Origin of the sequence: Agrobacterium sp. CNPSo 3708 (assembly GCF_028674915.1) — a bacterium.
In the GTDB taxonomy this organism is placed as follows: Bacteria; Pseudomonadota; Alphaproteobacteria; order Rhizobiales; family Rhizobiaceae; genus Agrobacterium; species Agrobacterium cavarae.
In genome coordinates this window covers 262995-288333 of sequence record NZ_JAQZSF010000004.1, presented here as the reverse complement: position 1 = coordinate 288333, position 25339 = coordinate 262995, and the positions used below count along the sequence as shown (strand labels likewise).

20 protein-coding genes are annotated in these 25339 nt (G+C 54.2%); 7 read left to right on the top strand and 13 right to left on the bottom strand.

Going from position 1 to position 25339, the window contains the following annotated elements:
* Positions 1-522 precede the first annotated feature (522 nt).
* The 7 genes from PVA19_RS11320 to PVA19_RS11290 form a co-directional block, all read right to left on the bottom strand.
* Positions 523-2472 carry a ParB/RepB/Spo0J family partition protein gene (locus PVA19_RS11320; RefSeq protein ID WP_274102488.1) on the bottom strand — a complete coding sequence of 650 codons (1950 nt, stop codon included), beginning with the start codon at positions 2470-2472 and terminating at the stop codon, positions 523-525.
* A gap of 672 nt (positions 2473-3144) precedes the next feature.
* Positions 3145-3477, bottom strand: coding sequence for a DUF3768 domain-containing protein (locus tag PVA19_RS11315; RefSeq protein ID WP_274102487.1), 333 nt, complete (start codon positions 3475-3477; stop codon positions 3145-3147).
* A 747-nt stretch (positions 3478-4224) separates the two neighbouring features.
* Complete coding sequence (locus PVA19_RS11310; RefSeq protein WP_274102486.1) at positions 4225-5097, bottom strand: hypothetical protein; 873 nt, start codon at positions 5095-5097, stop codon at positions 4225-4227.
* A gap of 2 nt (positions 5098-5099) precedes the next feature.
* Positions 5100-5798: an NlpC/P60 family protein gene (locus tag PVA19_RS11305; protein ID WP_274102485.1), complete on the bottom strand. Its 699-nt coding sequence runs from the start codon at positions 5796-5798 to the stop codon at positions 5100-5102.
* A gap of 443 nt (positions 5799-6241) precedes the next feature.
* A complete protein-coding gene (locus tag PVA19_RS11300; RefSeq protein ID WP_274102484.1) occupies positions 6242-12820 on the bottom strand; it encodes a hypothetical protein in 6579 nt (2192 codons plus the stop codon).
* A 500-nt stretch (positions 12821-13320) separates the two neighbouring features.
* Complete coding sequence (locus tag PVA19_RS11295; RefSeq protein ID WP_274102483.1) at positions 13321-13821, bottom strand: GNAT family N-acetyltransferase; 501 nt, start codon at positions 13819-13821, stop codon at positions 13321-13323.
* Between the two features lie 107 nt (positions 13822-13928).
* The gene (locus PVA19_RS11290) at positions 13929-14849 is read right to left on the bottom strand and encodes an ornithine cyclodeaminase family protein (RefSeq protein ID WP_274102482.1); all 921 of its coding nucleotides are present in this window, start codon (positions 14847-14849) and stop codon (positions 13929-13931) included.
* A 315-nt stretch (positions 14850-15164) separates the two neighbouring features.
* On the opposite strand from PVA19_RS11290, the gene PVA19_RS11285 reads away from it, so the two are divergent.
* Together PVA19_RS11285 and PVA19_RS11280 are read left to right on the top strand one after the other, a co-directional pair.
* Positions 15165-16535: a tyrosine-type recombinase/integrase gene (locus tag PVA19_RS11285; RefSeq protein ID WP_274102481.1), complete on the top strand. Its 1371-nt coding sequence runs from the start codon at positions 15165-15167 to the stop codon at positions 16533-16535.
* Positions 16536-16610: 75 nt separating this feature from the next.
* Positions 16611-17006 (top strand): hypothetical protein, encoded by a 396-nt coding sequence (locus tag PVA19_RS11280; RefSeq protein ID WP_274102480.1) that lies wholly within the window; start codon positions 16611-16613, stop codon positions 17004-17006.
* A 34-nt stretch (positions 17007-17040) separates the two neighbouring features.
* On the opposite strand, the gene PVA19_RS11275 is transcribed toward PVA19_RS11280, so the two are convergent.
* From PVA19_RS11275 to PVA19_RS11265, 3 genes are read right to left on the bottom strand one after another with little or no spacing between them, the layout of a single operon-like run.
* Complete coding sequence (locus tag PVA19_RS11275; protein ID WP_274102479.1) at positions 17041-17319, bottom strand: hypothetical protein; 279 nt, start codon at positions 17317-17319, stop codon at positions 17041-17043.
* Positions 17316-17558, bottom strand: coding sequence for a hypothetical protein (locus tag PVA19_RS11270; RefSeq protein ID WP_274102478.1), 243 nt, complete (start codon positions 17556-17558; stop codon positions 17316-17318). Before PVA19_RS11270 ends, PVA19_RS11275 begins: the two co-directional genes overlap by 4 nt.
* Positions 17558-17950, bottom strand: a complete 393-nt coding sequence (locus tag PVA19_RS11265) for a hypothetical protein (protein WP_274102477.1) — start codon at positions 17948-17950, stop codon at positions 17558-17560. Before PVA19_RS11265 ends, PVA19_RS11270 begins: the two co-directional genes overlap by 1 nt.
* 322 nt (positions 17951-18272) lie before the next feature.
* Between PVA19_RS11265 and PVA19_RS11260 the strand changes: the two genes are divergently transcribed.
* On the top strand, positions 18273-18839 hold the full coding sequence (locus PVA19_RS11260; RefSeq protein ID WP_274102476.1) for a recombinase family protein: 567 nt from the start codon (positions 18273-18275) through the stop codon (positions 18837-18839).
* A gap of 322 nt (positions 18840-19161) precedes the next feature.
* On the opposite strand, the gene PVA19_RS11255 is transcribed toward PVA19_RS11260, so the two are convergent.
* From PVA19_RS11255 to PVA19_RS11245, 3 genes are all read right to left on the bottom strand, one after another.
* Positions 19162-19701, bottom strand: a complete 540-nt coding sequence (locus tag PVA19_RS11255; RefSeq protein WP_274102475.1) for a hypothetical protein — start codon at positions 19699-19701, stop codon at positions 19162-19164.
* A 111-nt stretch (positions 19702-19812) separates the two neighbouring features.
* On the bottom strand, positions 19813-20523 hold the full coding sequence (locus PVA19_RS11250; RefSeq protein WP_274102474.1) for a hypothetical protein: 711 nt from the start codon (positions 20521-20523) through the stop codon (positions 19813-19815).
* 333 nt (positions 20524-20856) lie between these two features.
* Positions 20857-21072 carry a hypothetical protein gene (locus PVA19_RS11245; protein ID WP_274102473.1) on the bottom strand — a complete coding sequence of 72 codons (216 nt, stop codon included), beginning with the start codon at positions 21070-21072 and terminating at the stop codon, positions 20857-20859.
* A 1028-nt stretch (positions 21073-22100) separates the two neighbouring features.
* Between PVA19_RS11245 and PVA19_RS11240 the strand changes: the two genes are divergently transcribed.
* The 4 genes from PVA19_RS11240 to def all read left to right on the top strand — a co-directional run bounded on the left by PVA19_RS11240 (position 22101) and on the right by def (position 25243).
* The gene (locus PVA19_RS11240) at positions 22101-22976 is read left to right on the top strand and encodes a phage integrase N-terminal domain-containing protein (protein ID WP_274102472.1); all 876 of its coding nucleotides are present in this window, start codon (positions 22101-22103) and stop codon (positions 22974-22976) included.
* The gene (locus PVA19_RS11235) at positions 22973-23275 is read left to right on the top strand and encodes a hypothetical protein (protein ID WP_274102471.1); all 303 of its coding nucleotides are present in this window, start codon (positions 22973-22975) and stop codon (positions 23273-23275) included. Before PVA19_RS11240 ends, PVA19_RS11235 begins: the two co-directional genes overlap by 4 nt.
* Positions 23276-23439: 164 nt before the next feature.
* Positions 23440-24699, top strand: a complete 1260-nt coding sequence (locus PVA19_RS11230; RefSeq protein ID WP_274102470.1) for a nucleotidyl transferase AbiEii/AbiGii toxin family protein — start codon at positions 23440-23442, stop codon at positions 24697-24699.
* A gap of 16 nt (positions 24700-24715) precedes the next feature.
* On the top strand, positions 24716-25243 hold the full coding sequence (gene def / locus PVA19_RS11225; protein WP_274102469.1) for a peptide deformylase: 528 nt from the start codon (positions 24716-24718) through the stop codon (positions 25241-25243).
* The last annotated feature ends 96 nt before the right edge of the window (positions 25244-25339 follow it).

The window sequence follows — 25339 nt, the reverse complement described above, 5'->3', positions numbered from 1 at the left end:
GAGCAAGTTCTGACTTCCTCTATCGTACGGTGACGATGTTGGCGGCGTGCGGATGATCCGCCGTGTGACGTTGCATTGGGCCGACAGTTGTCGTTCTCACGATGCGTGGGGGAGGAAGAGTGCAAGAACGAACAGCGCGAACAGAAACTGTCTGCAACGCGCCTGAAACTTCGTCTTATTTATCGAAAGGTTTTGCAAAATTGTCTGAAACGTCAGACACTTGCGAAGAGAAAATGGTGGGTGATGTAGGGCTCGAACCTACGACCCGCTGATTAAGAGTCAGGGTGGTCCATTTCTAATATATTGTTTTCATTATTTTATTTCGATTGTGATTTTGAGTGTGCGTAGAAATGTGCGTGTGAGGCGCCCTAATAGCAGATGTTTTTGCGGTCGGAAATCACGAACATGTGACCACCACTTCTGGGCTTGTTGACTGGTAGCCGTGTTGCGACAGCAATCGCCGGAACGCAGAAGGCTCGGACACACGGCCCGGGCCTTTCGTTGGATGATGGAGAGCCGAGATTATTCGGCGCCGCCATGTCTGCGAAACACGGGCGGAAGCCATTCCTTGCCCGCAAGCTGCTTTTCGGCTTCGGTCACCGCATCGGCTTTCGAAGATTTCTCGATGACCCGCACAAGCTGAGGCTCGCATCCGGCTTCGTCCAGCACCTCAGCAATCCCCGTCTTGCTCAACCGGCTGAGGAACGTCGCAGTCGGCGTCCAGTGGTTCCGCATGTCGAGGCCCACCGCCTCGGCAATCTGCTCGGCGTTCGCCAGACGTTGCTTGCTATGGTCATGCTTCGCGTTCACCGCATTCAGGTTGGCGGCGGTCACAAAGGCCAGAAGCTCCAGCAGTTTGTCGGTAGACTGGTCAAGCAGCCATGCCCAAAGGTCGGTGGGTTGGCCGGGCAGGGTGTCACCCCATGCCTCCTTCATCGCCATCCATGCCCCAAGGGCGCGGGCGTCCTCCGGCTCCTTGATGGACGGAGCAAGCTCCCGGCGCTGACCGCTGACCTCAACCGCTGTTTCGAAGTGCATGTAGCCGGTATGGAAGATGCGGCCCACCAACGGATACAGCAATGCGGCAAGGGCAATGGCGGGGCGGTTGGCAAGCTCCACCCGCATCGCAGCTGTACGGATGGCAGTCAGTTCCTCCACCAGCGCAGCGGAATAACACGTCTGTGCGTCCGAAATTGACGGGGTAGGGGCTTCCACTTCGTCGGCGCGATCGTCCGGTGCGCCTCGTTGCAACTGGTCAAGCGCGGCTTTGTCCTCGGCTTTGACATACCCTCTGGCGACCTGCGCCGTTCCGAAATGGTCAAGGTAGACAAGGCACCCTGCCAGTGCCATTTCTCGCGGCTCATACACCTTGGCGGCATTCTGGAGAGTGGCAATGCGCCGTTCAAGATCGACAAGCCGTTCCTCGTCTGCCTCAATGCCGGCGTCACCTTCTGCATAGGCTTCGATCTGCGCCTGCAATGCGTCGAAGCTTTCCCCCAGAGCCGAAAGCTCGGCCTGCTCCTCTTCGGTCAGTGTACGGGTCTGCGCGTAAATCCGCCCGTAGCCGCCTTGATAGATGGCGGAGGCATCAAGGGTGGTTTCCACCCAACCCCACCCCTCGGCTTTGATGGGTTCTGCCACATCCTCCAAGCCGTCCATAGCGAGTCTGGTTAGCAACGGCTGGTCGGTGAGGAAGGTACTGCTGTCCGCGTTGAACAGGTCACGCAGGATGTTCCCCCCTGCCGTTTCATAGGCGTCCAGCCCTACGAAACGCGCAAGCCGGTCGGTGCTGCGCACATGGTCGCTCGTCAGCATTGCACGAAGGGTGCGGGCATCACGGTTATAGGCGGGGCTGTCGAACCATGCCCGCTCCTGTTCCTCGTGGCTGTCGCTGATCGCCAGCGCGCGGGCCTGCTCGATGCTCATGCCGTCCTCGCGCATCACGTCCAGCACCTTGGGGGAGAGGTTCGCCAGCTTCAACCGTTGACGCACGGTGATGACGGACTGCCCGAACCTTGCGGCGATGGTCTCCGGTGCCATCCCGCTTTCGACGAGCTGGCGGTAGGAGAGGATTTCATCGACGACATGCATGGCTTCCCGCTGCACGTTTTCGACCAGTGATAATTCGGTGGGGTTGTCAGCGCCGCGCACATTGCAGGGGATTTCGGCATCCTCCGCTAAGCGTCCCTCTTTGGCCAGCAGCCGCAATGCAGCCAGACGGCGCGAACCGGCCACCACTTCGTACTTGCCTTTCTTGCCCTTGCGCACGGTGAGATTATGGAGAAGCCCCACGGCCTCGATGCTGTCTGCCAGTTCCGATATACCCACGATAGAGTTGACGCGCCGGACGTTGGCCGGACTTGGCACCAGTCGGCTGAGGGTGACGCCCTGAACTTCATACTGAATACTGACGGTGGGTTCCGGCATGGTGAGGATGGTGGTGGCGTCTTGCGGCTGAACGGTCATGTTCATGGTCTTTGTCCTTTGTCTGGGTTGCTTTGTTAGGACAGGGAAACAGGACCCCGTCCTGCTTCCCGGGGCCGCGCGAGTGGTGGGGCTGGAAGGGGACAACAGGGGTTCGCGGGGAACCGGCTGCACGGAACGAAGTGGAGGAAGCTGGGCGGAACACCTGTTTGGGGGAGAGAAGGGGCGAAGCACCTCGGCCCCCAACAAAAGAACAGATGACGCGGATACCGCGTCCTTGTGCCTGTCTCGGATCCGGCAAGCTCTCTTCGAGTGATGGGCGCTACGTTCGCCCGCCCGGACGCTCGACATGCAGCGGCCGAAACGGCCGCTCAGCGAGCAGGGCCGCCCGCGCTGCACAGCAAGCGAAGGCCCTGGGCAAAACAATGAAGAGCATCGGAGAAATCAGCATCGCGCCGCCGCAGGTGGGATTTCGGGCATTCTCGTCACGCTAAGAGCGGAATGAGTGCAGCCGCAGGAGCCTCAACGAAGTGGTCCGAAGGAGAGGCGGGACCGACTGCACCCGCCCGTGCGTTCCATATGAGAGGGTGGGCAGGGAGCGCGAGGGGCAGGGTTCAAGGGTGCCCCTCGTACCTGTCCCGTGCCGCTCGCGGCGGCGCGAGGCAGGCACCAGCGATGGAAGGCGTCGGTTAACGCCTTCTTCTGCTCATTCTGATCGCTCTAATATTCCTCGGCCAACATGATGGTTAGCACCCGCTTGGTGACCGCGGGATTGGCCGGGTCTTCCGATCCGTATTGCAGGGTCAGGTCGTAGTAGTCGATTTTCCAGAACACCTTGCAGCCGTCGACCGTCACCGCCCCGAAATCATGCTCGCCGTGGGGATCGTTGTCGGCTGTGAACGCCGTGAAACTCTGCACAGCTTCCACCACCCGCGACAGGGTTGTCTCAGCAAGACTTTGGACGCCGCACGTCATAAGCACCTTTCCCGTGAGCCACGTCGTCCGAAAGATATCGTTCAGTTCCCGGATGTGGTCGGTTTGTGAGGTTGTCATGGGGTTATCCCTTCCTTGATTGAAATGGACAGGGAAGAGGACCCCGTCCTGCTTCCCGGGGCCGCGTGAGCGGTGGGGCTGGAAGGGGACAACAGAGGTTCGCGGGGAACCGGCTGCACGGAATGCAGTGGAGGAAGCTGGGCGGAACCCCTGTTTGGGGGAGAGAAGGGGCGAAGCACCTCGGCCCCCATTCGTAATAAGGTGAGCCGAGCAACCATTCGAGTGGAGCTAAACTTTCGCAGACAAACTGAACGACGTCGAACGGGGAGAGCTGTCGCTACTTTGATATAATTCTTATGTTCAAGAGAGACGGAGACAGGTAGCTGTTTACACCCTAGAAGTTGGCCCCGTTCGGTTTTAGGTCGAAGGTTTTTATTCCGAATTTTTCGAAGTTTGGTAGGACCTCACTCAATGCACGATTGTTGGAAGGGTCTGTGGTCCCGCCGATACCAACGGTCGGTGGGCATAAACCGGTGGCACACGGATTTGTCGATGGATCAACCTGCGGAGGCTCCTGAGGCGCACCAGTCGGCGGGCACATTTGCCTCGTATTCAAGCGCAATACTTGAGTATAAGCACAAGGGTTCTGAACCCCCCCGGTGATCGTGCCTTCTGAAGTGAGGCCATATCCTCCTAGGAGACTGCCATTCTTAGTTATCTCATATATGAATGGCGGAGCTGTGTGCCCGGAATCTTGTGCATTTGCAATATTCGAGCAGTTCAGGAGACCAAGTGCAATACATGTCTTCAGACCTCGCATATCACACTCACATACCCAGCAAGTCTCTTATATTCTGCCACAGTCTTCGCAAGAGCAGGCGCGTATTTAGTTGGATCGAATTTGCATGCTCTACTCTGCCAACCCCCATCAACTTCCGCTGAAACGGAAACCGTAATTGGGTCTTTTTGCTCTGCAAGATAACTTAAAAAAGAACCCCAGGTTGGGCCACTTTGAGATAGGTGCATAATTTCTTGAGTGAAACTTTGTCCTTCTATCAGGTCCGTAGCTTTTGCTTCGCTTAGTTGGCCACTGGACAGCCAAGTTCCTCCCACGCCGGGCAAGAGCTTAACGAAATAAAAGGAATCGAAGGTCACGTCTTTGCCATACATTTGGATTTTGACGGTACTCCTCTTCCAAGTGCCATTGCGTGATTTATCAGCGACGTTTTTAAAACCCAGGGGCACAGTTACTGCCACGGGTGACGTCCCAAATTTTGGATTGTCAGGGGCTTCTAGTGATCTGAAGTCCATTCCAGTAATGTTATTCATCTCAATTTTCGGATTTAGCTTCAAAGCTGGTACTGCCGGAGACTGAGTAAATACAAATATGAACACAGCAATGGCGCCACCTGCGCGTATCGCCATACCGGGTACGTTAAATGCGAGATTAATGAAACCCGCTGACGTCGCCACGAGGACTGCCATCGAAAATGAAAGCAAAATTTTAAGGAAGTATACGCTGGTATCATCGTATTCACGTTGCGAAAGAATGAGAAATGAGACAAGAGCAACAATCCAAACCGCGACACCGAGTGACACAGCGCGTTCAAGCCAATGAGCCTTTTCTATACGGGTGTCGTTGGGAGAGGGATCCGGAGGATTATTGTGCGGGTCTGCCATGATCAGGCCTCATCCCAAGACATGTTTTCTTTGCGCCCGATTTCAACTACTTCAGGAGCCGCTGGTGGAACTGTTGCTGGCCAGCGTGCCGATAAAAATCGGTCTCTAGCCACCCACGTATAGGATACCTTATCACTTTGGTTGCCGCCGAGGATTCTGTAGGCAGAATCGTCCTCTCCTGCATAAAAGCCGACATGGCCAAGATCGCTTTGTTTAGATTTTCGCCAAAATACCATTACCGCCCCAGGGGTTGGAAGGGTCGGAATACCGAATCGGCTCCATGATCTAGCTCTCAATAAACCTGACGGTAAGGGTTCATCGGGCAGCGTTGATCCAATGCAGTGGCCTACGAACAGGCCACACCACGGAATGTCATCGCTTTTATACATGGTGTTTACATCGGTAGCCCAATCTAGAATTTCAGGGTTGGAACCACTACCTGGCTGCTCTCTGGTACCCAAAAGCCTTTGCGCTTCCTTGAGCCAAACGAGCTCAGTCCGGTCCAATCCTTTGCTAGGCTTGGCGTCTGGAAGTAGTGCTTTTATCGTAAGTGGCCCCAGTATCCCGTCTGCCTTTAAGCCAACGGTTGCTTGAAAAATTTTAATTGCTGAGATTGTCTGTCTTCCCCATATCCCATCAAGTGGTCCGGGCTTTAGGCCACGTGCTGCTAGGGCTTTTTGGATTTCAATGATTTTAGACATGAAGCTTCCCCCTCGGAGTAAATGAAGGTGTTTACTAGTAAAACTGGATGCTTTGCTTCGCGTGATAAGGCGGTAATTTACGAAGATTTTGAAAGTTACAACTCAGTTAGTTAGAGTTATTATTTTAAGTTGAGTCAATGGATTTTTTTGGTGTAAGCGCAGTTTGTTTGGAGATAATAAATTTTGTCATTCAGTCAAAATTAAAAATAAAATACTGTGAATTTGTATTAAGTATTTGATTTTTTTATGTTGTTTTGGTTATTAGATAACCAAATTGTGCTCTTGTTACATGAAAGTTACATGAATACAGGTGAGATACGCGAATTTTATTCAAGTAATTGAAAAACATGGTGCTGGAGATCGGATTCGAACCAACGACCTACGCATTACGAAGAGTACTCGACCAATGGAATGGCAAAACCCAATCGGAGTGCACCCTTTCGCTAGTCATCCTCGAAGCCCTGCAGAAAAATCCTCATTTGCTCGGTATCCAGTGATAGGTGATTTTGCCGAGTGAGCCGCTCATCTGGCAATCCTGCGATAGCTCGGAACCGAGCGTAAAAGTCCCGCCGTCTATCGCGATCAAGCGCCCCCACAGCGTGCTTGGCTTGTTTTGAGAAGCGCTGTAGAGCCCGAACATCGCCTTCACCATTGATTATCGCGATGAGGGATCGATTACTAAATCCACTCGTATCCCCGGCGCGCCCGTTGGACTTCCCCTTATGATACTTTTGGAGCTTGAGGGCCACCACCAAGCTTAAACCGGTTGTGCTTAACAGCGACTTCAATGAGTTGCTGCTAGCGAACAACCGGTAGCCAGTTTCGCTCCATGCATACTCACCTTTTCCGCCTTCGGCACCCCATGCTTCGGCTCGAAACGCCATCGCAGTGCCCTTGAGCCACAAACGCACAACAGGATCTGCTGCTGTTGCCTGCATCGTATTCTGCGTGAACTGTGAAGGGAATGGTCTGTTGAGGGCGGTGGAGGCCGCATATGGGTCGAAGCGATCCAGCCGGCGCTCTGTATTCCTAATCTCAGCGATCCATGCCTTAACCGTGTGCCCGTCGTCGCCGAACTGCCTTGCAATTTCTTCCTCATCATCGGGCAACCAGCGGAAAAAGGGCTCTTCCGCATACCAGGCCATGGCTGTCGATAAAGCATCACTGGCATTCGCTAACAGACTGCTGACTGTAACCGTGGTGTCGTGACCAATCGACCAATGCCCAGAGACTGGGATGTAATCGGTGATGATGCTGTTGCCGTCAAAGCCAAGCAATGGCTCAAGTAGTCTAATGTCTTCTCGAGCACTACTGAACTTAGCACTCTCCGGCATGGGTAACTCCGGGTCCTGAGGTAGATCAAGGGGGAAAAGATCAGTGAGATCGGCAAGCCAAATATTATCGGCACGCGACAACCGATAATCCTTGAGAAACCCCACCCAAGCATCTCCGTCCCAGTCCTCGCCGACCACTGGGCGTTCCGCTAACAACTCACCAGCGACGAGCATGAGCGCATGCCAGGCGAGATATCCTCCATATCGATCGCTTCCGGGAAGGTAGCCTGATGACCAGCTTTCATCATACCCCTTAATTCGAGAACATTCATGCATGGAGCGTACGGTCGAGTTCCATCGCCTTACCCAAACAGTGATCCGGTCCTCAATTTCCCAGCCGGCGCAACCGAAGACCCGACATAGTCCCTCCACTTGGTATTTGCTGAAATCATGATCAAGGTGGAAGGCATCATCTGGCTGCGGCGCGCTATCAGGCCGCTCAGCATAGCGGAACTGCGCGTGATTTGCCTGAGGAGTATGAGGATAAGGCGACACATTCGCGACTTCAAGTTTCGCCAAGAGTGTGTCGCACTCGTCAGGAGCACAAGCAGCAGCGATCTCATGCAGAATGTCAATCGCAAAGGCACGCATTACTACGTGCGGAAACGCGTTTGACGTGGCGATCTGTTCGAAAAACGCTCTCCGAGAAATAAGCAACTCAGTAGAGTCCTTCGCGACTCTCGCGAGCGCGATCATTAGCCAGAGTTGCGCGTGCATCGTGTAGAACGGTAGCTTTGCGTCACTGAACGGGATGTGGGCATCCTCGTAAAATTGGTCAACCAGCAGGTTGATTACGTCCGAACGCCCGGCCTCAACCAGGCGCCGCACAGCATGGGCAGCGCGCCAACGTATTGCTGCGTCAGGATGCCCAAGCCTTGCCCAGACGAGTCCAGCCACAACTGTTGCGTCATCTTCCGGGACGTTGAACCGCATATGCCACGGACCGTCGCCAACTTCCGCAGGTAGCTTCTCACCGGTTGTTGCGAGGAATCGTTCAATTCCTTCCGAAATAGCGCTGTCACTCGCGTTGGCGGCCAATTTGGCGGCCAACGCCAGCCATGCGTCACCGCCAAGGTGATCCGCACTACCACGTAAGCCTCCAACTACATGTTCAACGAGCGCATCCCGGTCAACCCCAAAATATTTCTCAAGATCCCGCCACGCACCCCATGCGTCGGTATTTGAGCTTGCGAGCTCGTTGGCATGTTTCGTTGCCAAACGTAATCCGAGTAAAGGTAACGCGTCACGCATAGCTGCTGAGGACTTGCTCCAATCCTCAAGATACTCATCCAGCGCATGGAGCTTATCAGCAAGCGTCGCAGCTGTCGCTTCGACGACCGCGCGGACAAAACCGAGACGATCTGCGGGAGTCATTACCCGTTTGGCGAGATCCAAGAGCGTCCGAACCGGCCATGGTCGTCCTGTATGGTCAATCTCATTGCTCAATATGTGACGGTCAATCTCGTCCGGACTAGTGACGTCAACCGGGAAAATAACTGATGGCTTAGAATCCATTGCGGCCACAAGCGATGGCCGATATTCGGTTTCTGGCTTAAGCCGGCTAACTAGCTCAGTGATCCGTATGCGAGCGGGAGAGTTAGCGGGTAGATAGATATTAGCAAGGCGATGCAAGTTCTCGATCGTCGTGCGAGTAGGAGACAACTGATCGGTGCGATCAATCTCGATGAGCAGGAGACTGAAGAACCATTCCCGTCGTTCATCAGGCAGCAGCTCCGCTACTTGCTGTGCGAAGTCCGAGATGTGCCAAGTCCAAGTTTCGATTGGAGCAGCCAGACCGAATAATGCAACTGCTGTTTCAGCCGATATTTTGGACTTACGCAAAAGGATTGTAAGGGCGGGCCCTAGCGAGAGGCCAAGCCGAGCCGCATTGCGATCATCCAGACGCGCAAGAATGGCCAGTATGCCCCGTCCGGCTGTCGGCACCATGGTTTGGGCATACTCGATCCAGGGGAACTTGGAATCCTCGTTCTGGTTGAGTTCAAGAATCCGCGCGAGCGTGTGAGATGCTTCCGGTTTCAACTCCGAGCCGGAATAGTGTGCGGTAAGCTCGAGAAGATGGTTAGTTCGATCGAAATCGTCGGAGCCAATCGCCTCTGCAAGGTCTAGCGCGCGTCGGAAATATGCCGCAGACTCTTCGGTGTCCACTCGCCATACTGCGCGTGCGAGCCTACCGTAGGCCGCCACCCTAGTTCCCACGTCCGTATCGAGCTGGATTCTGCTCTCTACATGTGTTGCTAGCAGTAATGCGGCATTGTGGCAGCTCTGAACGCGGGAAAGTCGAGTGACAATATCGGTAAGCTCTTGGGTAGAGAAGCCTGGGGCACTTGTCAGCCATTCAACCATACGACTGGATAGGCCTGATTCTAGCACCCCCAAGGTGTCTGCAAGAGAGAAAATGACGCGGAAACCGATACGAGCAAGGTGAGCCTTGCCATCCCGGTATGGATAACTACCTGCTTTGTCGACATCGCTGGTAAGCTCTTCAAAAGCCTCATTCACCAACGTTTCGCGCATTGATCCCCGTGGGGGAAGAATGATGTTGGCGGCATACTGAGCGTACTTGAGCAAGGGAGTGATGCGGTTGCTAAGTGCGCGTGAATATTCCGATCGCGTTTGGTCATCCAAGTACCCGCGTTTTTTTCGCCGACGCCACCCCCCATCGTGTTTTGGTGAGGCCAGTTTGTTATCGAGCGCTCGAACGAACGCCGCCGCGCTTCGCGAGCGGGCACTAATAGGTACCAATTCCACAAGCTCAGTCGGTGCAATATCCATCAAGGCAACCGGCTTCCCCCGTAAGCTCGCGCGCACGCCAGCTGCAATGATGGTCACATCAACTGAACGCGCAGTAGGATAAAAGCTAGTATAGTCGTGGACGCTTTGGATCTTGATCGCGGTGCTTTCTAGGATGGCGCTTGCCTCATGCTTCATGCTAAGCGCTGTCGCCCGTGCTGATGCAAGTACACCGGCTATCGCTGGGCCAGCACTTTCAGCTACAGGCAAGGCTTTTGCCAGAGCGGTAATCAAACGCCTAGCTTGTGAAGGTTCATCGTCGGAAAACTGTAAAGCAGCCGCAAAGAGTGACCACGAGCGAAGCCGACATCTGGAAAGACGCGTTGCAACGCGCGTTGCTGGAGGATGAGCAGAACATCTATGGCGCTCTAAAAGGTCAAACATGTCGTAGAATTTGTCGTATGCTTGGCCCTCACCCTGTCTGGACAAAAATTCTGCGACCCGTACGTCGTTTCCAGCAAGCATCTCAACGTAAGCGAATCCTACATCATCCCACCGGCGTGAAATGTTCGCTTCATCTAGCTGCGCGGGCCGTTTGGATCGGGCTGCCCAGTTATACCAATCTATCGACCGCCGGGCATGCCGGCGAGCCTCGTCTCGGTCGTCAGCAAATGCATTTAATAAAGCCAATCTGGCGTGCTTGCCTCCTGGCCAGCCTGCATTGGTTGCAGCAAGCCGACGCGATGCCTCAGAATCACCGACGACGGCAACGAGATCAGGATGTTCGTATAGGAACCTCTCGGACCGTTCATGACCTGCGGCGACCACCGAAGCTTCTAAGAGAAGGCGGAGAAGATCATCGTTGCGCTTTAGTTCACTCGTGAGCGCGATAGCAGCCGTGATTCGAGCTAATCGAATATCGCGTATGCTGACTTGAGAGGCACCGGCAGGAACACGCCGATCGTAGGCCAGCTCAATAAGTTGGTCAGCATAGCGCAGCGATGTCAGTAACGCCGGCAAGGCCCTGGCTGCATAACTTGAGCTAAGTTGCCGTTCTTGTAACGCTGTAATGACCCGGTCACGGCCGGCCTGGCTTGTGCCATAGGTGGCTCGGATCAACGTCTCGGTTGGCTCGTCTCGAAACATTAGGCCGTGGGGGGTACGTTCCAGCAATGGCGCGAGGTCTGCGGCAAAGCTTTCCACCTCCTCCGCGATGAGGCCATGTGCGGCAGCGAGTTCATCAACCGGTACCGGCGGGGCGAGTAAAGCGATACCGGTAAGCAAAAGATCGATGTCGCTGTCTCTGGCGCCTCGTGCGCATGCAGAAGCGCGAGCTTCTTGAAGTCTCCTCAGTAGAAGCGCGTCAAGCAGGTCGTCGGACTCGGGAAGGGCGTCCGGAAAAAAGACCGGATCAAAAGGCCGTCCGGCCGCAATGAGACTATCAAGGCAGCGGGGGTTGCGACCAGATCGCATGAGCAAGGCCGCGGCTTCATCTGCCGAAACGTCCGGGACACGACGCGCGATCAGTGTTCGCGCTTCTGTATCTGTGAAGAGCGGCACTGGAAATGCTCGGTAGGCGCTCTCGCCGGTTGCCAATGCCAAGCGTTCGGTGCGGCATGAGGCGACAATACGTACACCCTCTATCGGGTCGACACTGAGGCTGCGCAAGAGGAGGTGAGCGAAAGAAGACGTTCCTGTTTCCTTGGCAGCGAGACCGGCATGGTCAATCGCATCCAGAACGAGCGAGACACATGCTTCACTTTGGACGTTCCTTGCAGAACCTACCGCCTGGGCGAGACGCCTGCGAAATGCTCGGAGCAAACCGGTGATGTCCGCGACGGGAAGAAGAATATCGCAAAGTCCCTGACCTGAAAGTAGGTTGGCAAGATGGACCAGTGTCCTCTCCGGAAGGTGTCGCCCGTCAGAAGGATCCCGCCAACGTCCTGCACCGAACCCGTCAAAGAGCACGACAGGCCCATCAGCTCGCAATTGTTCAGCAATCCCTTGCATCAAAACGGTTTTACCCATCCCGCCTGCTGCATGTACGACGAGAGGGGCGCCAGGTTCACGGGCCAAGTTTATTATATCACCGATAACGTCGCGCTGGACCAGTACTTCCAAATCAGGAAATGCATCTGGCGTCGGATACAGCCTATCCTCGTGCTCCACCTCCAACTCAGCCAGTACCGCTACCCGATCAACACGCTTATCCGTTTCGCTACCAGGGCCTGCCTTGATCCTGATAAGATTTTGAAGTTTGAGCAGACGTTTTTCGGCGTCTGGGTCACTGGGCTCGCCCCATGCCGCGAGTGTAGCGGAAATCGCGCGCTCTGCATCGACCAGGCTACCTTTGCTGCCCACCAATGCCAGTCGATGCAACAGCTCGCCAGCAGGGTAAGGATAGTCCTTTAGCGCTTGGGTGATCTGACCAGCTTGGCGTGCTAAGTCCCCGTCTTGTGCGATTTGATCGATCACCGCGGCGATCGCCAGACTTAGATTTCTGTGGATGGGCCGGTTTGTCGCAAATTCGTACCTCACTACTCTTGCGACATGAGCGTACCCATGCGTTGCTCGGAGTTCCGCGTCTGTCGTGGCAAACTTGGCAAGGGTAGAAGCAAGATCTGCGGCACGCACTGCTGTACCGGCACTCGCGATTGAGTACTTAAATTGGACAATGGCTACCCGATGCGATCGAGCGACATCCGTGCTTCCGTAATAGCGGACAAGGTCAGCAATCTCGACCGCGCCGGATCCCAGCCCTTGTTCGTCATCTTCACCGAAACCTTCAAGCGTGATCGCCGTCAGGTCCGTGGTCGGCGGAAGGAGTTCGAGAGCTGTACGTGCCGCCCATGCCTCGTGAAAAGCATGGCCGGCTTTGGACGCCCGCACCTTGTCGATGACTATTGGAGCTGCGTTCAGACCTTGGGCATCACTCATGTTTGCTTCTTATAGGTTGTTGGACGAGGCTATTTTCCCCTAATTTATGCTGCTGAACCAGCATAATCTTGGCCTCAGATAGGTAAGAAATTGGTTTGGCTTCTGCGTTTGCCTTCTACCTGCCAGTCCCACAGTGTGATGGGGCACGAAAGGGACCACAGTGTTCGCGGGGAACCTGCTGCACGGACCGCAGTGGAGGAAGCTGGGCGGAACACCTGTATGACCAGGCGGGCTCCCTTCGAGTGGTGGGCGCTATGTTCGCTCGTCGGGACGCTAGATATGCAGCGGCCCGGAGGCCGTTAAGCGGGCAGGGCGGCCCGCGCTGCGCAGCAAGCGACCCAAAATGAAGAGCATCGCAGAAATCAGCATCGTGCCGCTGCATGCGGGGCACCCGCCAGGGCGTTCCATATGAGCGGCTATGGCAGGAGTTTGCTACCTCGCACCGCCTTATGATCAAAATGAAACTCCAGAACTGTAAAACGGTTTCTGCAGGTGACCGTCTATTTAATATCCAGCCGCATCAATATTTCATCGTAAAATACGTCTCCAACCTTGAGCGCCTCCACTTCCAGCGCCCAGCGTTTGAACCCCGCAGCTTCGTATAGCTTGATAGCAGCCGTGTTATTGGCCTCCACGCAAAGCCGAACGGACTTTACTAACGGGCCAGCCTCAGCTAGTGCGGCATCGAGTAGCCGACGGCCTAAACCCATTCCCCGCGCAAAGGGGCTCACATACATTCCCCATATAGAGGCGATGTGGAGGGTTTTCTGCCCTTTGGAATGCCGAATGCCTATAGTCCCGACCATCGTCCCATCTTCGCATATGCCTGCAATGACATGTCCGCTCTCAAGGCGTTCAGCTACAACAGATTCAGGCTGACCATTCTCGTCCTCCCAGGACGCTCCAAAAGCCTCAGCGTGTTCAAGAAGTGCCTGAAGGCGAATCTTCTTGAACACCGCCGCGTCATTTGCATTCAGGCGGCAAAGTACAATTTGTTCCACAATGAGCTCCAGTTCAAAATGTATCAAAGAATCTGACGCGCTTTTGTCTAAGTCAACATTTCATGCAATTCCCTTGACGCTTGCCCGGCCCGGCGCGATGCCTGTCTTTATAGACTGTCGAAGATCGCCGAGGCTACGGCAACCTCTGTCCCCGCCAGCCCAACTGAACAAAAGAGTGTAATATCCTCTGCGGATGTTCTACCTGGCGAAAGTCCCGCAACGATGGCTGAAAGCTCCAGAACACGTTGCTCATTTCGCGATCCATGCAGGAAGAATGGCGAAGCATATGCCTGCGTCTGAGCAATGGAATCAGTTGCTATGGTGTTGGCTAAGTCTGCAACATCATGCCCCAGCTCGTGGGCTTCAAGAGTTTTGGGGCCCACCGTGTTGATATGCGCACCAGGCTTCAGGACGGTAGCCGAAATAACAGGTCGGGAACTGGATGTCGCACAAATAACGATGTCGGCGTCACTCACGGCGTCTTGGACGCTCGCGACCGCTTGAACTTCAATCCCAAGATCCGCTTGCATGTCCTGCGCGAACGCAGATCGGTTCGTTTCATCACGGCTGTAAACCTTTGCCAAGGTGATATCGCGAACCGAGGCGGCTGCCGCGAGTTGAGTTCTCGCCTGTAGCCCGCTTCCTATGACACCAACGGTCCGTGCTTCAGGCGCACTGAGATGTTTGATGGCGACACCGCCGATTGCTCCTGTTCGAATTGCCCCCAAGCGCTCACCGAGGATCAGCCCTTTAAGTTTCGCGTCATTGGCAGACCATACCGCAACGATCTGCGTGTGCTCGCTTCCTGCGAATGTGTCATAGACCCGGAAACCTGCAAGTGGCGTCTCACCGAGGGTGCCGCCAACCGTGAACACCAAATCGCCGTGTGGGCCGAAGGATACGTGGTGTCGGGGCGGAGATACTGTCTCGCCCGCAGTATGTAAAATGAAAGCTCGTTCTAGCGCATTGATCGCTATGCTCATGAAAGAGCGATCTTTCAGATGGTCATCGTTTAATATTATCGTCACGGCAAAACCTCCAGTTGGAACTGCAGCTTACCACCTGAAGTATTGTTGAGGTCAACAGCTTTACTCTGTTACACCAAAGTTACATGAACCCGGCATTGCCGGGTCAAAATCACGTAACTATTTGGAAAAATTGGCGCGCCCGAAGAGATTCGAACTCCTGACCCTCAGATTCGTAGCGGCTCCAGGCTAATTTCTGGAATCATGAAGTACGTACAAATGACTGTAATATAATCATTTTATGAAATTGATATTTGGTCATTATGGCACTTTTCATGTAACATTTGGTATAAATCCGTTACATGGAAGTTACATGAAATGCCGAATATCTACCTAACAGATGAACTTGTTTCCGGGGCATCATGTCCTGCCAAAAAGGATCAGGAAATCTATTGGGATTATCCTATCGGGGAGGGAGGCGCGGTCCGAAATGGATCGGTGGCGGGACTGGGTTTGCGCGTCACAGCATTGGGCAACAAAACTTTTGTTCACGCCTATGTCTTCAACCAGAAGCGACATCGAAAAGCGTTGGGATCAACCATTCTCCTGAATGTCGCGTCTGCCAGACTGGCAGTGATCGACCGTGAGCAGCGACTGAGAGCAGGGGAGAACCCCGACCTTGATGAAAATGACCCCCGCCGTATTCATCTAATGACCGTCCGTGAAGCAATCGACCGCTATTGGGAGAGCCATGTCTCCGGCTTGTCCGAGGGCTACAAGCATTCGTTCGTTATGTTGATGGCGAAGTGGCTCCGACGTACTCCTGCCATGGTGACCAAGCGTGGCAAAAACGCTCGTAACTACACCGATCTCGGCACGGTGTTCATGGACAGACCGCTGTCTTCTATTAAGCCGCTGGATATTGAGCGTTATCAGAAGCAGTTTGCCTCACCCTACGTTTATAATACTGCGCTACGGCACGTCCTTGCTCTTTTCAATTGGGCCATCCGTATGCAGCTCGTGGACATGCGCAATCCTGCGCACCCTTTGAAGAAACGCAAGGTCATCCGCCAGCGGCGGGACTACTCCATGGAACAGATCCGCCAGATCACCTCCCACATTTTTTACCCTGTCTTTGATGCCATTCCCGAAATCGACGACTTGAGCGGCATCGCGAAACGCAATGAGGCGCTCGTTAAAGCCCATATCGTGACGGCAAACGACCAGATGGCCGAGCTCTGTAATTACATGGGCATCTTATTCCTGACGATGGCACGGCCTAGCGATCTCGCGAGTGCCGAATTTGGGCATTTTGAACTCGATAAGCTTATCTGGAACAAGCACAACACCAAGGGTATCAAGCTGTCGCGCTCACTTTATGAGTACGCTTACCGGACCGTGCCGATCCATAGCAAGGTGGCTTCCATGGTCCGCGCACAGCGCGACAGATGGCCTGAAAGCAAACTCGTATTCCCGTCCCATACCGATCCGTCGCAGCCCCGCGACAATTTCCGCAAAGGGTTAGCGCGGTTCAAAACCTTGCCCGGTGTTCCCGACTATTTCCAGCTTTATGACCTCAAACGGATTGCGATCTCGCTCATGCTGACCGGGCAGGGGGTGTCGCGAGAGGCCGTCTCGCACTACGTGGACCACAAGGGGAATCTTGAAACGACGATGATCTACGATCTTGGTCTCGTCGATCCATTGCGTCCGGTCACCCAGCGTTTAGGTGAACTGGCGGGCCTTTAAGTCATTTCCACGAGTGTCGCCCTCGACTACCGCCGGGATCGCTTGCACCATGCTCCCGTAATGAAAGGGTTACCCATGGAAGCGATGCAAGCGTTGGTGCTGACGGATCACCAACTGGATGAGCTGCTGCGAGAGGCCGCGCGCCAAGGCGCAGCCCTAGCCGTTGCGGAATTGAGGAAGGAGATTCATCAGTCGCCAGACGATGTCACCTTGCAGAGACTGCGGACCTACCTCACAAATCCCGCGTCGATTCCGAACCCAAACGACTGCTGGGCGCACAGCGGCATTATCCGGCAGATCGAGCTTACTCCACGTGGCAAGCCCAAGTCCTCGGCGTGGTTCATGAAGTTCCAGCGCGAAACCGGGCTCGTGGATTGCTACACGCGCCCAAGCCCCGCCTATGGTCGCCGACGCGAATGGTCGTTTTCGGATATCCGGCTGGCGTGGGAGACGTATTACCGCAGCCGCTGAACTAATGTGGGAGCCGCTCTACGCTATCTCGCCTTCAATCCTTGGAGGCTTCCCACGTGCCACCGTTGAACGTAAACCGGGCCATCGCCCCAAAAATCCCGCTGTTTTCGGTGATGAAGTGGCAGATATAGCCGCCACGTTCATCGTCAGCGGTGACGCAGGTCAGGCGCTCCACCCGTTCAACGCCCAGACGGGCTTTAATATCGTCTTCGGTCGGCGGGCCGGAGGGCGCTGACCCGCCGAAGAGCGACCAGCCGCTTGTGACGATGACGACGGGCGCAAGAAATGCGATCAGGAGTGGGCGTTGTATCATCCAGCGACCTTCCCCAACACCCGGGACCGGATCGTTGCGAGTTCGTCATCCGACAGGTTGCCGGACTTGTGCAGCTCGATGGCGGCTTGCAGTTCGGAGAGGTTGCCCGCCTGCGGCGTCCCGCCCTTGTAGGAGCGATAGGCCATGTACCAGCATACCGGCAGACTGAGCGGCCATAGCGGGATGAGTAATCCCGCTACGAACCACAGGAAGGTCGAGAACTTGAACGTGTCGGCCATCAGATTTTGCGGGCCTTCACCAGCGCCGTCAGTGCCGCACCGGCCACGACCATGCCGATAAACCCGAACAGGGCAAGATGACCACCCATGTGGTTGCGGAAGGGCAAGACGTACTTCGTAAACACCTGCAACTCCTCCGCCGTAGCGTTGGGGCGCGGGGCGGCGAACAGGACGCTGAACGGCAGGCTGGTCTTGCCCATCACCATGTCTTCCAGTGTGGAACCGGAGGCGAGACTTTCCATGACCACTGGGCTGGTCATCGGAAATTTCTCGGGATCGAGCGACGCGAGAGTGGGGCGTAACAGCGCGCCGAGAAGCAGGAAAAGCACAACAATGCCCCAGAAGAAGCCCATGCGGGCATCTACCGAGGTGGGTCTGAGAGTAGCGGTCATGAGGCTGGCCTTTCAGGAGAGAGACAACAGGGAGACCCGGCGACACCAAGGATGGGTGGCATCACACCGGCTTCCCATGGCTAGCAAAACTCACGACTTTTGACGGGGACCCGCCCCGTCATGCTCAAGCAAGGGCTTGAGGCAACCAAAATAAAAAATCCAAGTATTTTCAGTATTGCTAAAGTTTATCCGCCGTCACAATTTGTGAACTGGGCCTACTTGCAAAAGTCGTGACTTTTGACGGGTAGTAAATATCAAGCATCCCTTAAGCAACCTTTCGAATGTTCGTGGTCTTCAAGGGATTTAACCTGGAGACCTTCCCATGACGCACATTCACCCGCCTGCACGGTTCATCGGCTATGCCCGTGTTAGTACCGAAGGCCAAGACCTCGCCTACCAGATCGACAGATTGACGAAGGCGGGATGCACCCAGATTTTCCATGAGAAGCGTAGCGGCAAGAACACCGATGACCGCCCCGAACTGCACCGGCTGCTGGCGGCGCTTCGAAAAGGAGATACGTTGTTCGCCACTGTGAGCGACCGTGTGGCCCGAGACCCGCTCGACATGCTGCTGATCCTGCATGCGGTGCGGAAGGCCGGGGCAACCCTCCATCTTTTGGATGAAGCGTTCGTAGATACGTCTTCGGAGATGGATGACCTTATCACGTACCTGAACGGCTGGGCGGCGCGTCAGCATCGCCTTAGAATTCTGCACAACACGGCTGTCGGGAGGGAGAGGGCCAAGCAACGGGGGGTGAAGTTTGGCAGACCGTGTAAACTCGGACCGAAGGAACGGGACAAGATCGCTTTGTGGAGGGCGAAAGGTGTGACTTCCAAGCACATCGCGAAGGCGTTGGGGGTTAGCCAGAGCACAGTGAATCGAGTTTAATGGCGGATGCTAGCAAAAATTGACTTTCGGGACCATTAAACACCGATATTCCGGAGCACCCGATAAATACTATAGGGAGTTGTCCCGTAAGGAGAAAATGCGATGCGATCAAAATTGCAGCTGACGATCGAACACTTCGGCCTAAGTTTTCGAATCAGCAATGCTGCTATACTCTTAAGGTCGGATACACGGTACCATTACATTCTAATCCTTTGAGCATTCCGCGGGCAGAGCTCTTGTTCTGCCCGTGATCATTTCATCAGGTATCCTATTCTACACGCGCTTTGGTAAACGTTTAGATCTTCGTCTATCAAGCGCATAGTCACGAGGCTAGCGCTTGGCAAATCCATGTCCATAAGTCACGGCCTAGAGCCTCAAGCTGACCTTCGGGTTTGGCAATATGCGGGTTAGGGATCGTCCACCGCTCATCCCAGTTCATCTCCCATATGTCAGGGAACGCAGCGCGATTATCGCCATTTGGTCCGAAGAGGATTACTGAGGCTGCTATCATATCAAATCCTGCCCGGTGGCCTGCGACGATCATTTCCTCAATGTCAGGGTGGTCATAAGCTGCAACATGACTGGGCATGATAATTAGCTCTCTTTTATGCCATTCTGAGTCGTTGGCGCGGAGCGTATTTTCGACCGTGCCGTATTTTGCCTTTTCTTTTTCCTGATAGGATCGACCAAATATGTATGCATCGATGGGCCTTCCCCACGGACTGGTAAGGCTACGCTTTCCCTTTTTTTGAAGCGCTACATTCTCGCCCAGCCCTTGCGACACAAGACCTCTGATCATGGTCGACTTGCCGTGGCGGTCATTGGCCAGTGGTACAACAAAGAGTCTCCGTGCAATGCGCATGTATTCCTCAGTTCTATTCGTAGCTACATGTTGTTGCGGCGACCGTCCGGGGACTCGCCCGAACGGTAATAACGCGGAGTTGAATCAAGTTTATCCCTGTTGCGTGCAACATCAATTGTTGGACGAGGGTAGTACTTTGTAGAAATAGTTTTTGCCCGAAACAGTTACAGATGAAGAATCGGTTTGGGAGATTTTAAATCCGGGTTTAACTTTTTTGATATCGACTGCGATATCGGCATCATACGTGGTGTCGATTTTAGTTGTTATGTTGACTGTATCAGCCCTATATGCGCCGACTGGGATGTACACGCCATGACCGCGGTGGCGCCACTGAGCGATCGCCGCCTTACATCTTTTACCTAGTTTTTGAAGTACTACGTTTTCATCATCGCCATTCAACGCATAATACTTTACGCCTTTGAACTCTGCGGTTGTCGTTGTTTGCGGCTTGTATGTCGCACCCGCTTTTAAAAAAGCTAAATTTACACCCGTTACCCCTAGTGAACGAGAGTTGGTCGCGGAGCGAATGTCGTCCGGTTTTCCCGTTGGCTCAGCTGCCGAGTATTTCTTGCGAATGGCGGCGAGTGCCTTCGTGTCTGAATAATCGTCTGGACAAAGCTCACTGAGTTCTGGCTGATGTTGTTGATTGAGTGGTATAGAGCTTCGATATACTTCCCCAATCTTTATGGAACTGGTGGGTGAAATGTCTACCCCGGAGTACGGGCCTGGAGGTAGGCTGGCACCGCCTGTCTCAGTCACGCAAGAAGTCAAAGTCATCGCCGAAATGATCATGCAAGTATTGAAGATGAATGCAGTTTTCATAATCGCCCCCTGATCTAATGACGAGAATAATGCAACCGGAAGATACCGAGCGATAGCCCTTCAACTCTCGCCGAGGGGTTATCCACTGAAATATCGTCAACGAATCTTTGCGTGGGTAAGTATTAATCAAGTACGAGTTGCGTTGCTGGTTCATGCCTACCTCTAACGGGTCGGAATGCTGGAACTACGGCAGGCGCGTCTTATGCAAGACGTCACTCTTATGGGCACTCCCGCGATGACGGCGATGCCAGTCGCCATGGATGACCGTGTTTTCAGGAACAATCGGTCCGTCGAAGACGAGATGGCCATCACGGATGGAATAGGCGGGGCGCATTACTTGCGCCCCTTGCCGGTACGGTCGCCTGCAGCCTTGACGCTGCGGACCACGATGCGGCCGTTCAACGGCACGGCGTTCAGCGTCATGTTGAAGCCTTGGCCATCGGTATGCTGCCATGCGGCCCCGATGCGGTTCCAGAAGGCATCCTTGCCTTCGCCTTCCACGACGAAGACGTGGTGGGTGGGGCGGGTAGTGGTGGTTGATGTGCTCATGTCGGGTTCTCCCGTTGGTTTCCTCCGGTCACGCCCTTCGCGACCGGTCGGGGTGCCCAAGTCACTGGAGAGGGACGGGGCGCAAGGAGGGTCCGGCTGAGGCTCCCTTGGGATACGGCTGGATGCCTTGCGGCGCGACCCGCAGGGACTAACCACGACCACTGCCGGTCGCGGGCGTGACCGTGCCAACGGGATGCCCAGGCACATCAACGACAACACGCGCCAGCCGATAGCAATGTGCCGAAGGCTCCGCTCCGGACACCCGTCGCCCGCGCTCCCGCGTGAGCGGAGCAGGGGTGGGATGTGCCGTGGAAGGGGTGGCAGATGGCCCCGACAAGCCCTGTCGTATCCGGCGTTCCGCCAGCCTGTGCTCGGGAGACCGCTTGCGGCGGCACACGGCTTGCGGGTTGGCGGAGACAGGGCAGGGTGCCATCGTGCTGCCGATCCTTCCACGGCACGATCCCGTCCCGCGGAGCGATAAGCGGGACAGGTTGGATGTCGCACATCCGACCGTGCGGGCGAGGGAGGTCCGTCACTCCCTTATTTATCAGGGAGTGACGGACCTCCGCCAAACCCAGCATGACCGCTATCTGGACACAAAGGATTCCGCATGACCGCGGAATGACGGGCGGATACCGCTCCGTTTCGCTGATCATTTTCAGCGCAGGTCGCTGGCAATCACGTGCCGCAGCCCGCAAGGATGAGCGCAGATCAGGACTACCACTGATCCATCTCACCTCACCGTTTCCCCAGCAAAAGGAGGGCTCTCATGCCTGCTTCATATATCCGCGCGCCGCCGCAGCGGCATCCGTCCCCGATGCCTGTTCCTCACCCGGACAGGTGCCGGTGCCCAACAGGGCACACCATACAGGCCAGCTACCCGGCTGGCTCGGGAGGCTTTTACCACGAAAGGACCACTGACTGACGCATTCCGGCGCTCGCCGCGAATGACCTTCGCGGGGTGACCTGATCCAAGGACAGGCCATCAGCCATCAACACTCACCGACCCTAAAAAGGAAGGAAGCTAGATGGATAACCTGACCATGGACCTCGTCCGCCTGACCCAACGTAACCGCGACGGTTCGTTTGGCACCCAGACCAACCGCCGACGCGGCCTGACCGCAATGGCAAACGACCTCAGCGACCTCGGCTATAAACTGCCGTCTGCCGCATCCCTCAAACCCAAACATATTGAAGCCCTGGTCGAGCGCTGGCTCGATGCGGACACCACCGACGCCAGTATCCGCAACCGGCTGACCTGGCTCCGCTGGTGGGCTGAAAAGATCAACAAGCCGAATGTGGTCAACCGCGACAACGCCAGCTATGGCGTAGCCGAGCGCGGCGAGATCACACGCAACCGCGCACAGACGCTCGATCCCGCCAAGTTCAAGGCCATTGAATGCCCTTACATCCAGGCATCGCTCCTGCTGCAGGCCGCTTTCGGCCTGCGTCGTGAAGAGGCGATGAAATTCCAGCCGCTGGCCGCGATCCGAGGCGACCATATCTCCCTGAAGTCCAGCTGGACCAAGGGAGGCAGGGCGCGCACAATCCCGATTACCACGCTGGAACAGCGGCGGGTGCTGGAGCACGTCATCAAACTTGTCCCCGGACAGGGGAGCCTCATCCCAGCTCACCTCAGTTACGTCGAACATCTCAAACGGTTCGAGTACCAGACCCTCAAGGTCAACCTGCGCAACACCCACGGATTCCGGCATGCCTATGCCCAGAACCGCTACAAGGCCCTGACCGGCCAGCCGTGCCCGCTGGCAGGCGGCAAGGACTGGGTGACCATGACTCCAAAAGATCGTGAAGCGGACCGCGCCGCACGGCGACAGATCTCTGCTGAACTCGGCCATGGACGCCTCAAGATCACCGACATCTATCTGGGGAGCGCTTTCCAATGAAACGCGCTGATGGCAACCGGTTGATGGCTGAAAACTACCGCAATCGCTACGCCAAGAAGCTGTTCAACCCCGCCACCATCGCCACGGCTATCGATGCCGTGGCGATGGAAGGCCATCGGCAGTATCGCGTGGTGCAGGAGCTACCATTCGACCTTTCTGAAACAGAAGCGGCGCATTCACTGGAGGAATGGCTTAAAGAACAGAAATTCATCTACACTTGGCGGCCTTGTCATCTTGAGCAAGACGCATCTCGACCGTCGATCACTGCAGAATTTCCTGAGATGTGTATAGTATGGTGAATTCCAAGACACATAGTCCAGCTATAATCATGAATGTGGTGCAAAAACGCCGTATTTTGTTGGCAATCTCATAAAATGGAAGTAGTTATACGTATGGTAAAACTAATTAAAAGAAGGTATAACATGGGCGGTTGATATTATTATCCGGTTGGATGGCATCTTTCATGAGCGAAGATCTAGACGAACATATAGCTAAAGAAGAAATTCTTCGTCTTAATAGTTTTATCGCAGAGCCCATACTTTTGATAGGTGGGCTTGCAGTCCAGCAGTACGTCTTGGAGAGAGCCTCCAAGGATATAGACATTGTTTGTAGTATTGCTGTACAAAAGGCGCTCTTGCGTAGCGCTTATGGGCATCCACGTTACGAAAAAGAACAGAAGCAAACTGATTTACGTCCCGTCTATGAGATACGTAATCTTGAGACTGGCGGCAGGGTATACTTAGGATCGAAAATTTTAGAGAGGCAAAGCTATCCGTTCATAAACTACGACATCTTATCTGAAGATTCTGTACCTTTCCGATACAACGACAGCGAGGCAATGAATATTCGCGTACCGCCGCCGCATGCGTTAGCCTTCTCAAAGCTGGTTTCCTATATCGCACGACGTGAAAGCGCGAAGGGTCTCCAAGACTTGGAGGATTTTTGCAAGCTCACTAACAATAAGCACTTTTCATTGAACAGCTTAATTGCGCTTATTCAGCGTCTTAACGCACGAGAGTTTCTCGAAGATTTTTTCCGATCTGCGAAGCTTAAAGAAGCGGAGATTCTATTATTGGCTAACTCCAGCCCAATCCGATTCCAGTCAATATTTCCTATGGAAATGGTTCTGTTTATCGCTGAAAGGGGTAGGAGGATAATACCAACGTTCAGCCCAATGGACCCCAACTTTCGACTACGGCGTTTTGATGTTGAAATGAAATATATTGACTCGATTTCTTTCGAGTACACCAAGCTCAAAAGCATAGTTTCTAACAAAAATAAGGTTGGCACTTTTTACGACCGCTATCACTGGACCGGCGATCAAGCGGTTACTGTGACGTCAAAAAACCCGAGGCATGTGTTTACTGAACGTTCAAGAAAGAACGTTTGGCGGCGGTATGAAATCGATTTCCAGAGGATATTGAATGAAGGTGACGAGGAAGAAGTCGCACTTACATGGCACCTCACCGATAAAGCTGGGCAGTTTGTGCCCTTTATTTCAGCGACAATCGACTGCCACACGGAGTTTTTGGCGTTACGGCTAGACACTCGATTGATTCCGGAGAGGGTAGGCAATGTTCAGGTTGAAGTACTTCCAATGCAAGGATCCGGGGAGCCGCTAGAATTAATAAACATTGAGAGCAAAGGAAGTGTTTTTGAATACACCTGCGCAAATCCTCGCCTGTTGCATACTTATGAAATGAGATGGAATATAATGAAATAGAGAATAGGGAAGAAATATGAGTGTCAGAAAGATTGAAGTGGCAGATGAAGCCGCAATTTTGGGAAGTAATGACAGCATTCTGAGAACTCGATGCTTACACGTCGGAGCAATAGACGAATATGTTAAAACGGTTATACAGGACCTCAAAGATACCCTGAGGTCGGATACATTGTCCGTTGGGCTGGCTGCGCCTCAAATAGGTTACAACCTATCAATAGCCGTTATAAATCTTGATAAAATGAATAATTCTGAAGATATTGTTCTCATAAATCCTGTAGTAAAATCTGAAAGCGGACAGTTGGACGTTAAATATGAGTCTTGCATGTCCATTCCACATAAAAAGGGGAAAGTTAAACGCAGAAAAAAAATAGCCTTGATCTATATGGATGTTGATGGAAAAGAACGAGAATTAATTTCATCAGGTTTTGAAGCGAGGGTCATTCTGCATGAAATCGACCATCTAAACGGCGTGTTGTTCGTCGATAGAATGGAAGAAGGCGCGACTCTGGAAGATACTGATCTATTTCGTACGCACGGCATTTAAACAGTAACGTCCATGTGGTAGCAGGCGGCGCGTGCTCCCGTAGACGCAAGAAATTTGAGATTGAATTTCCTTCCTTAGTTGCTACCCTCCATTTAA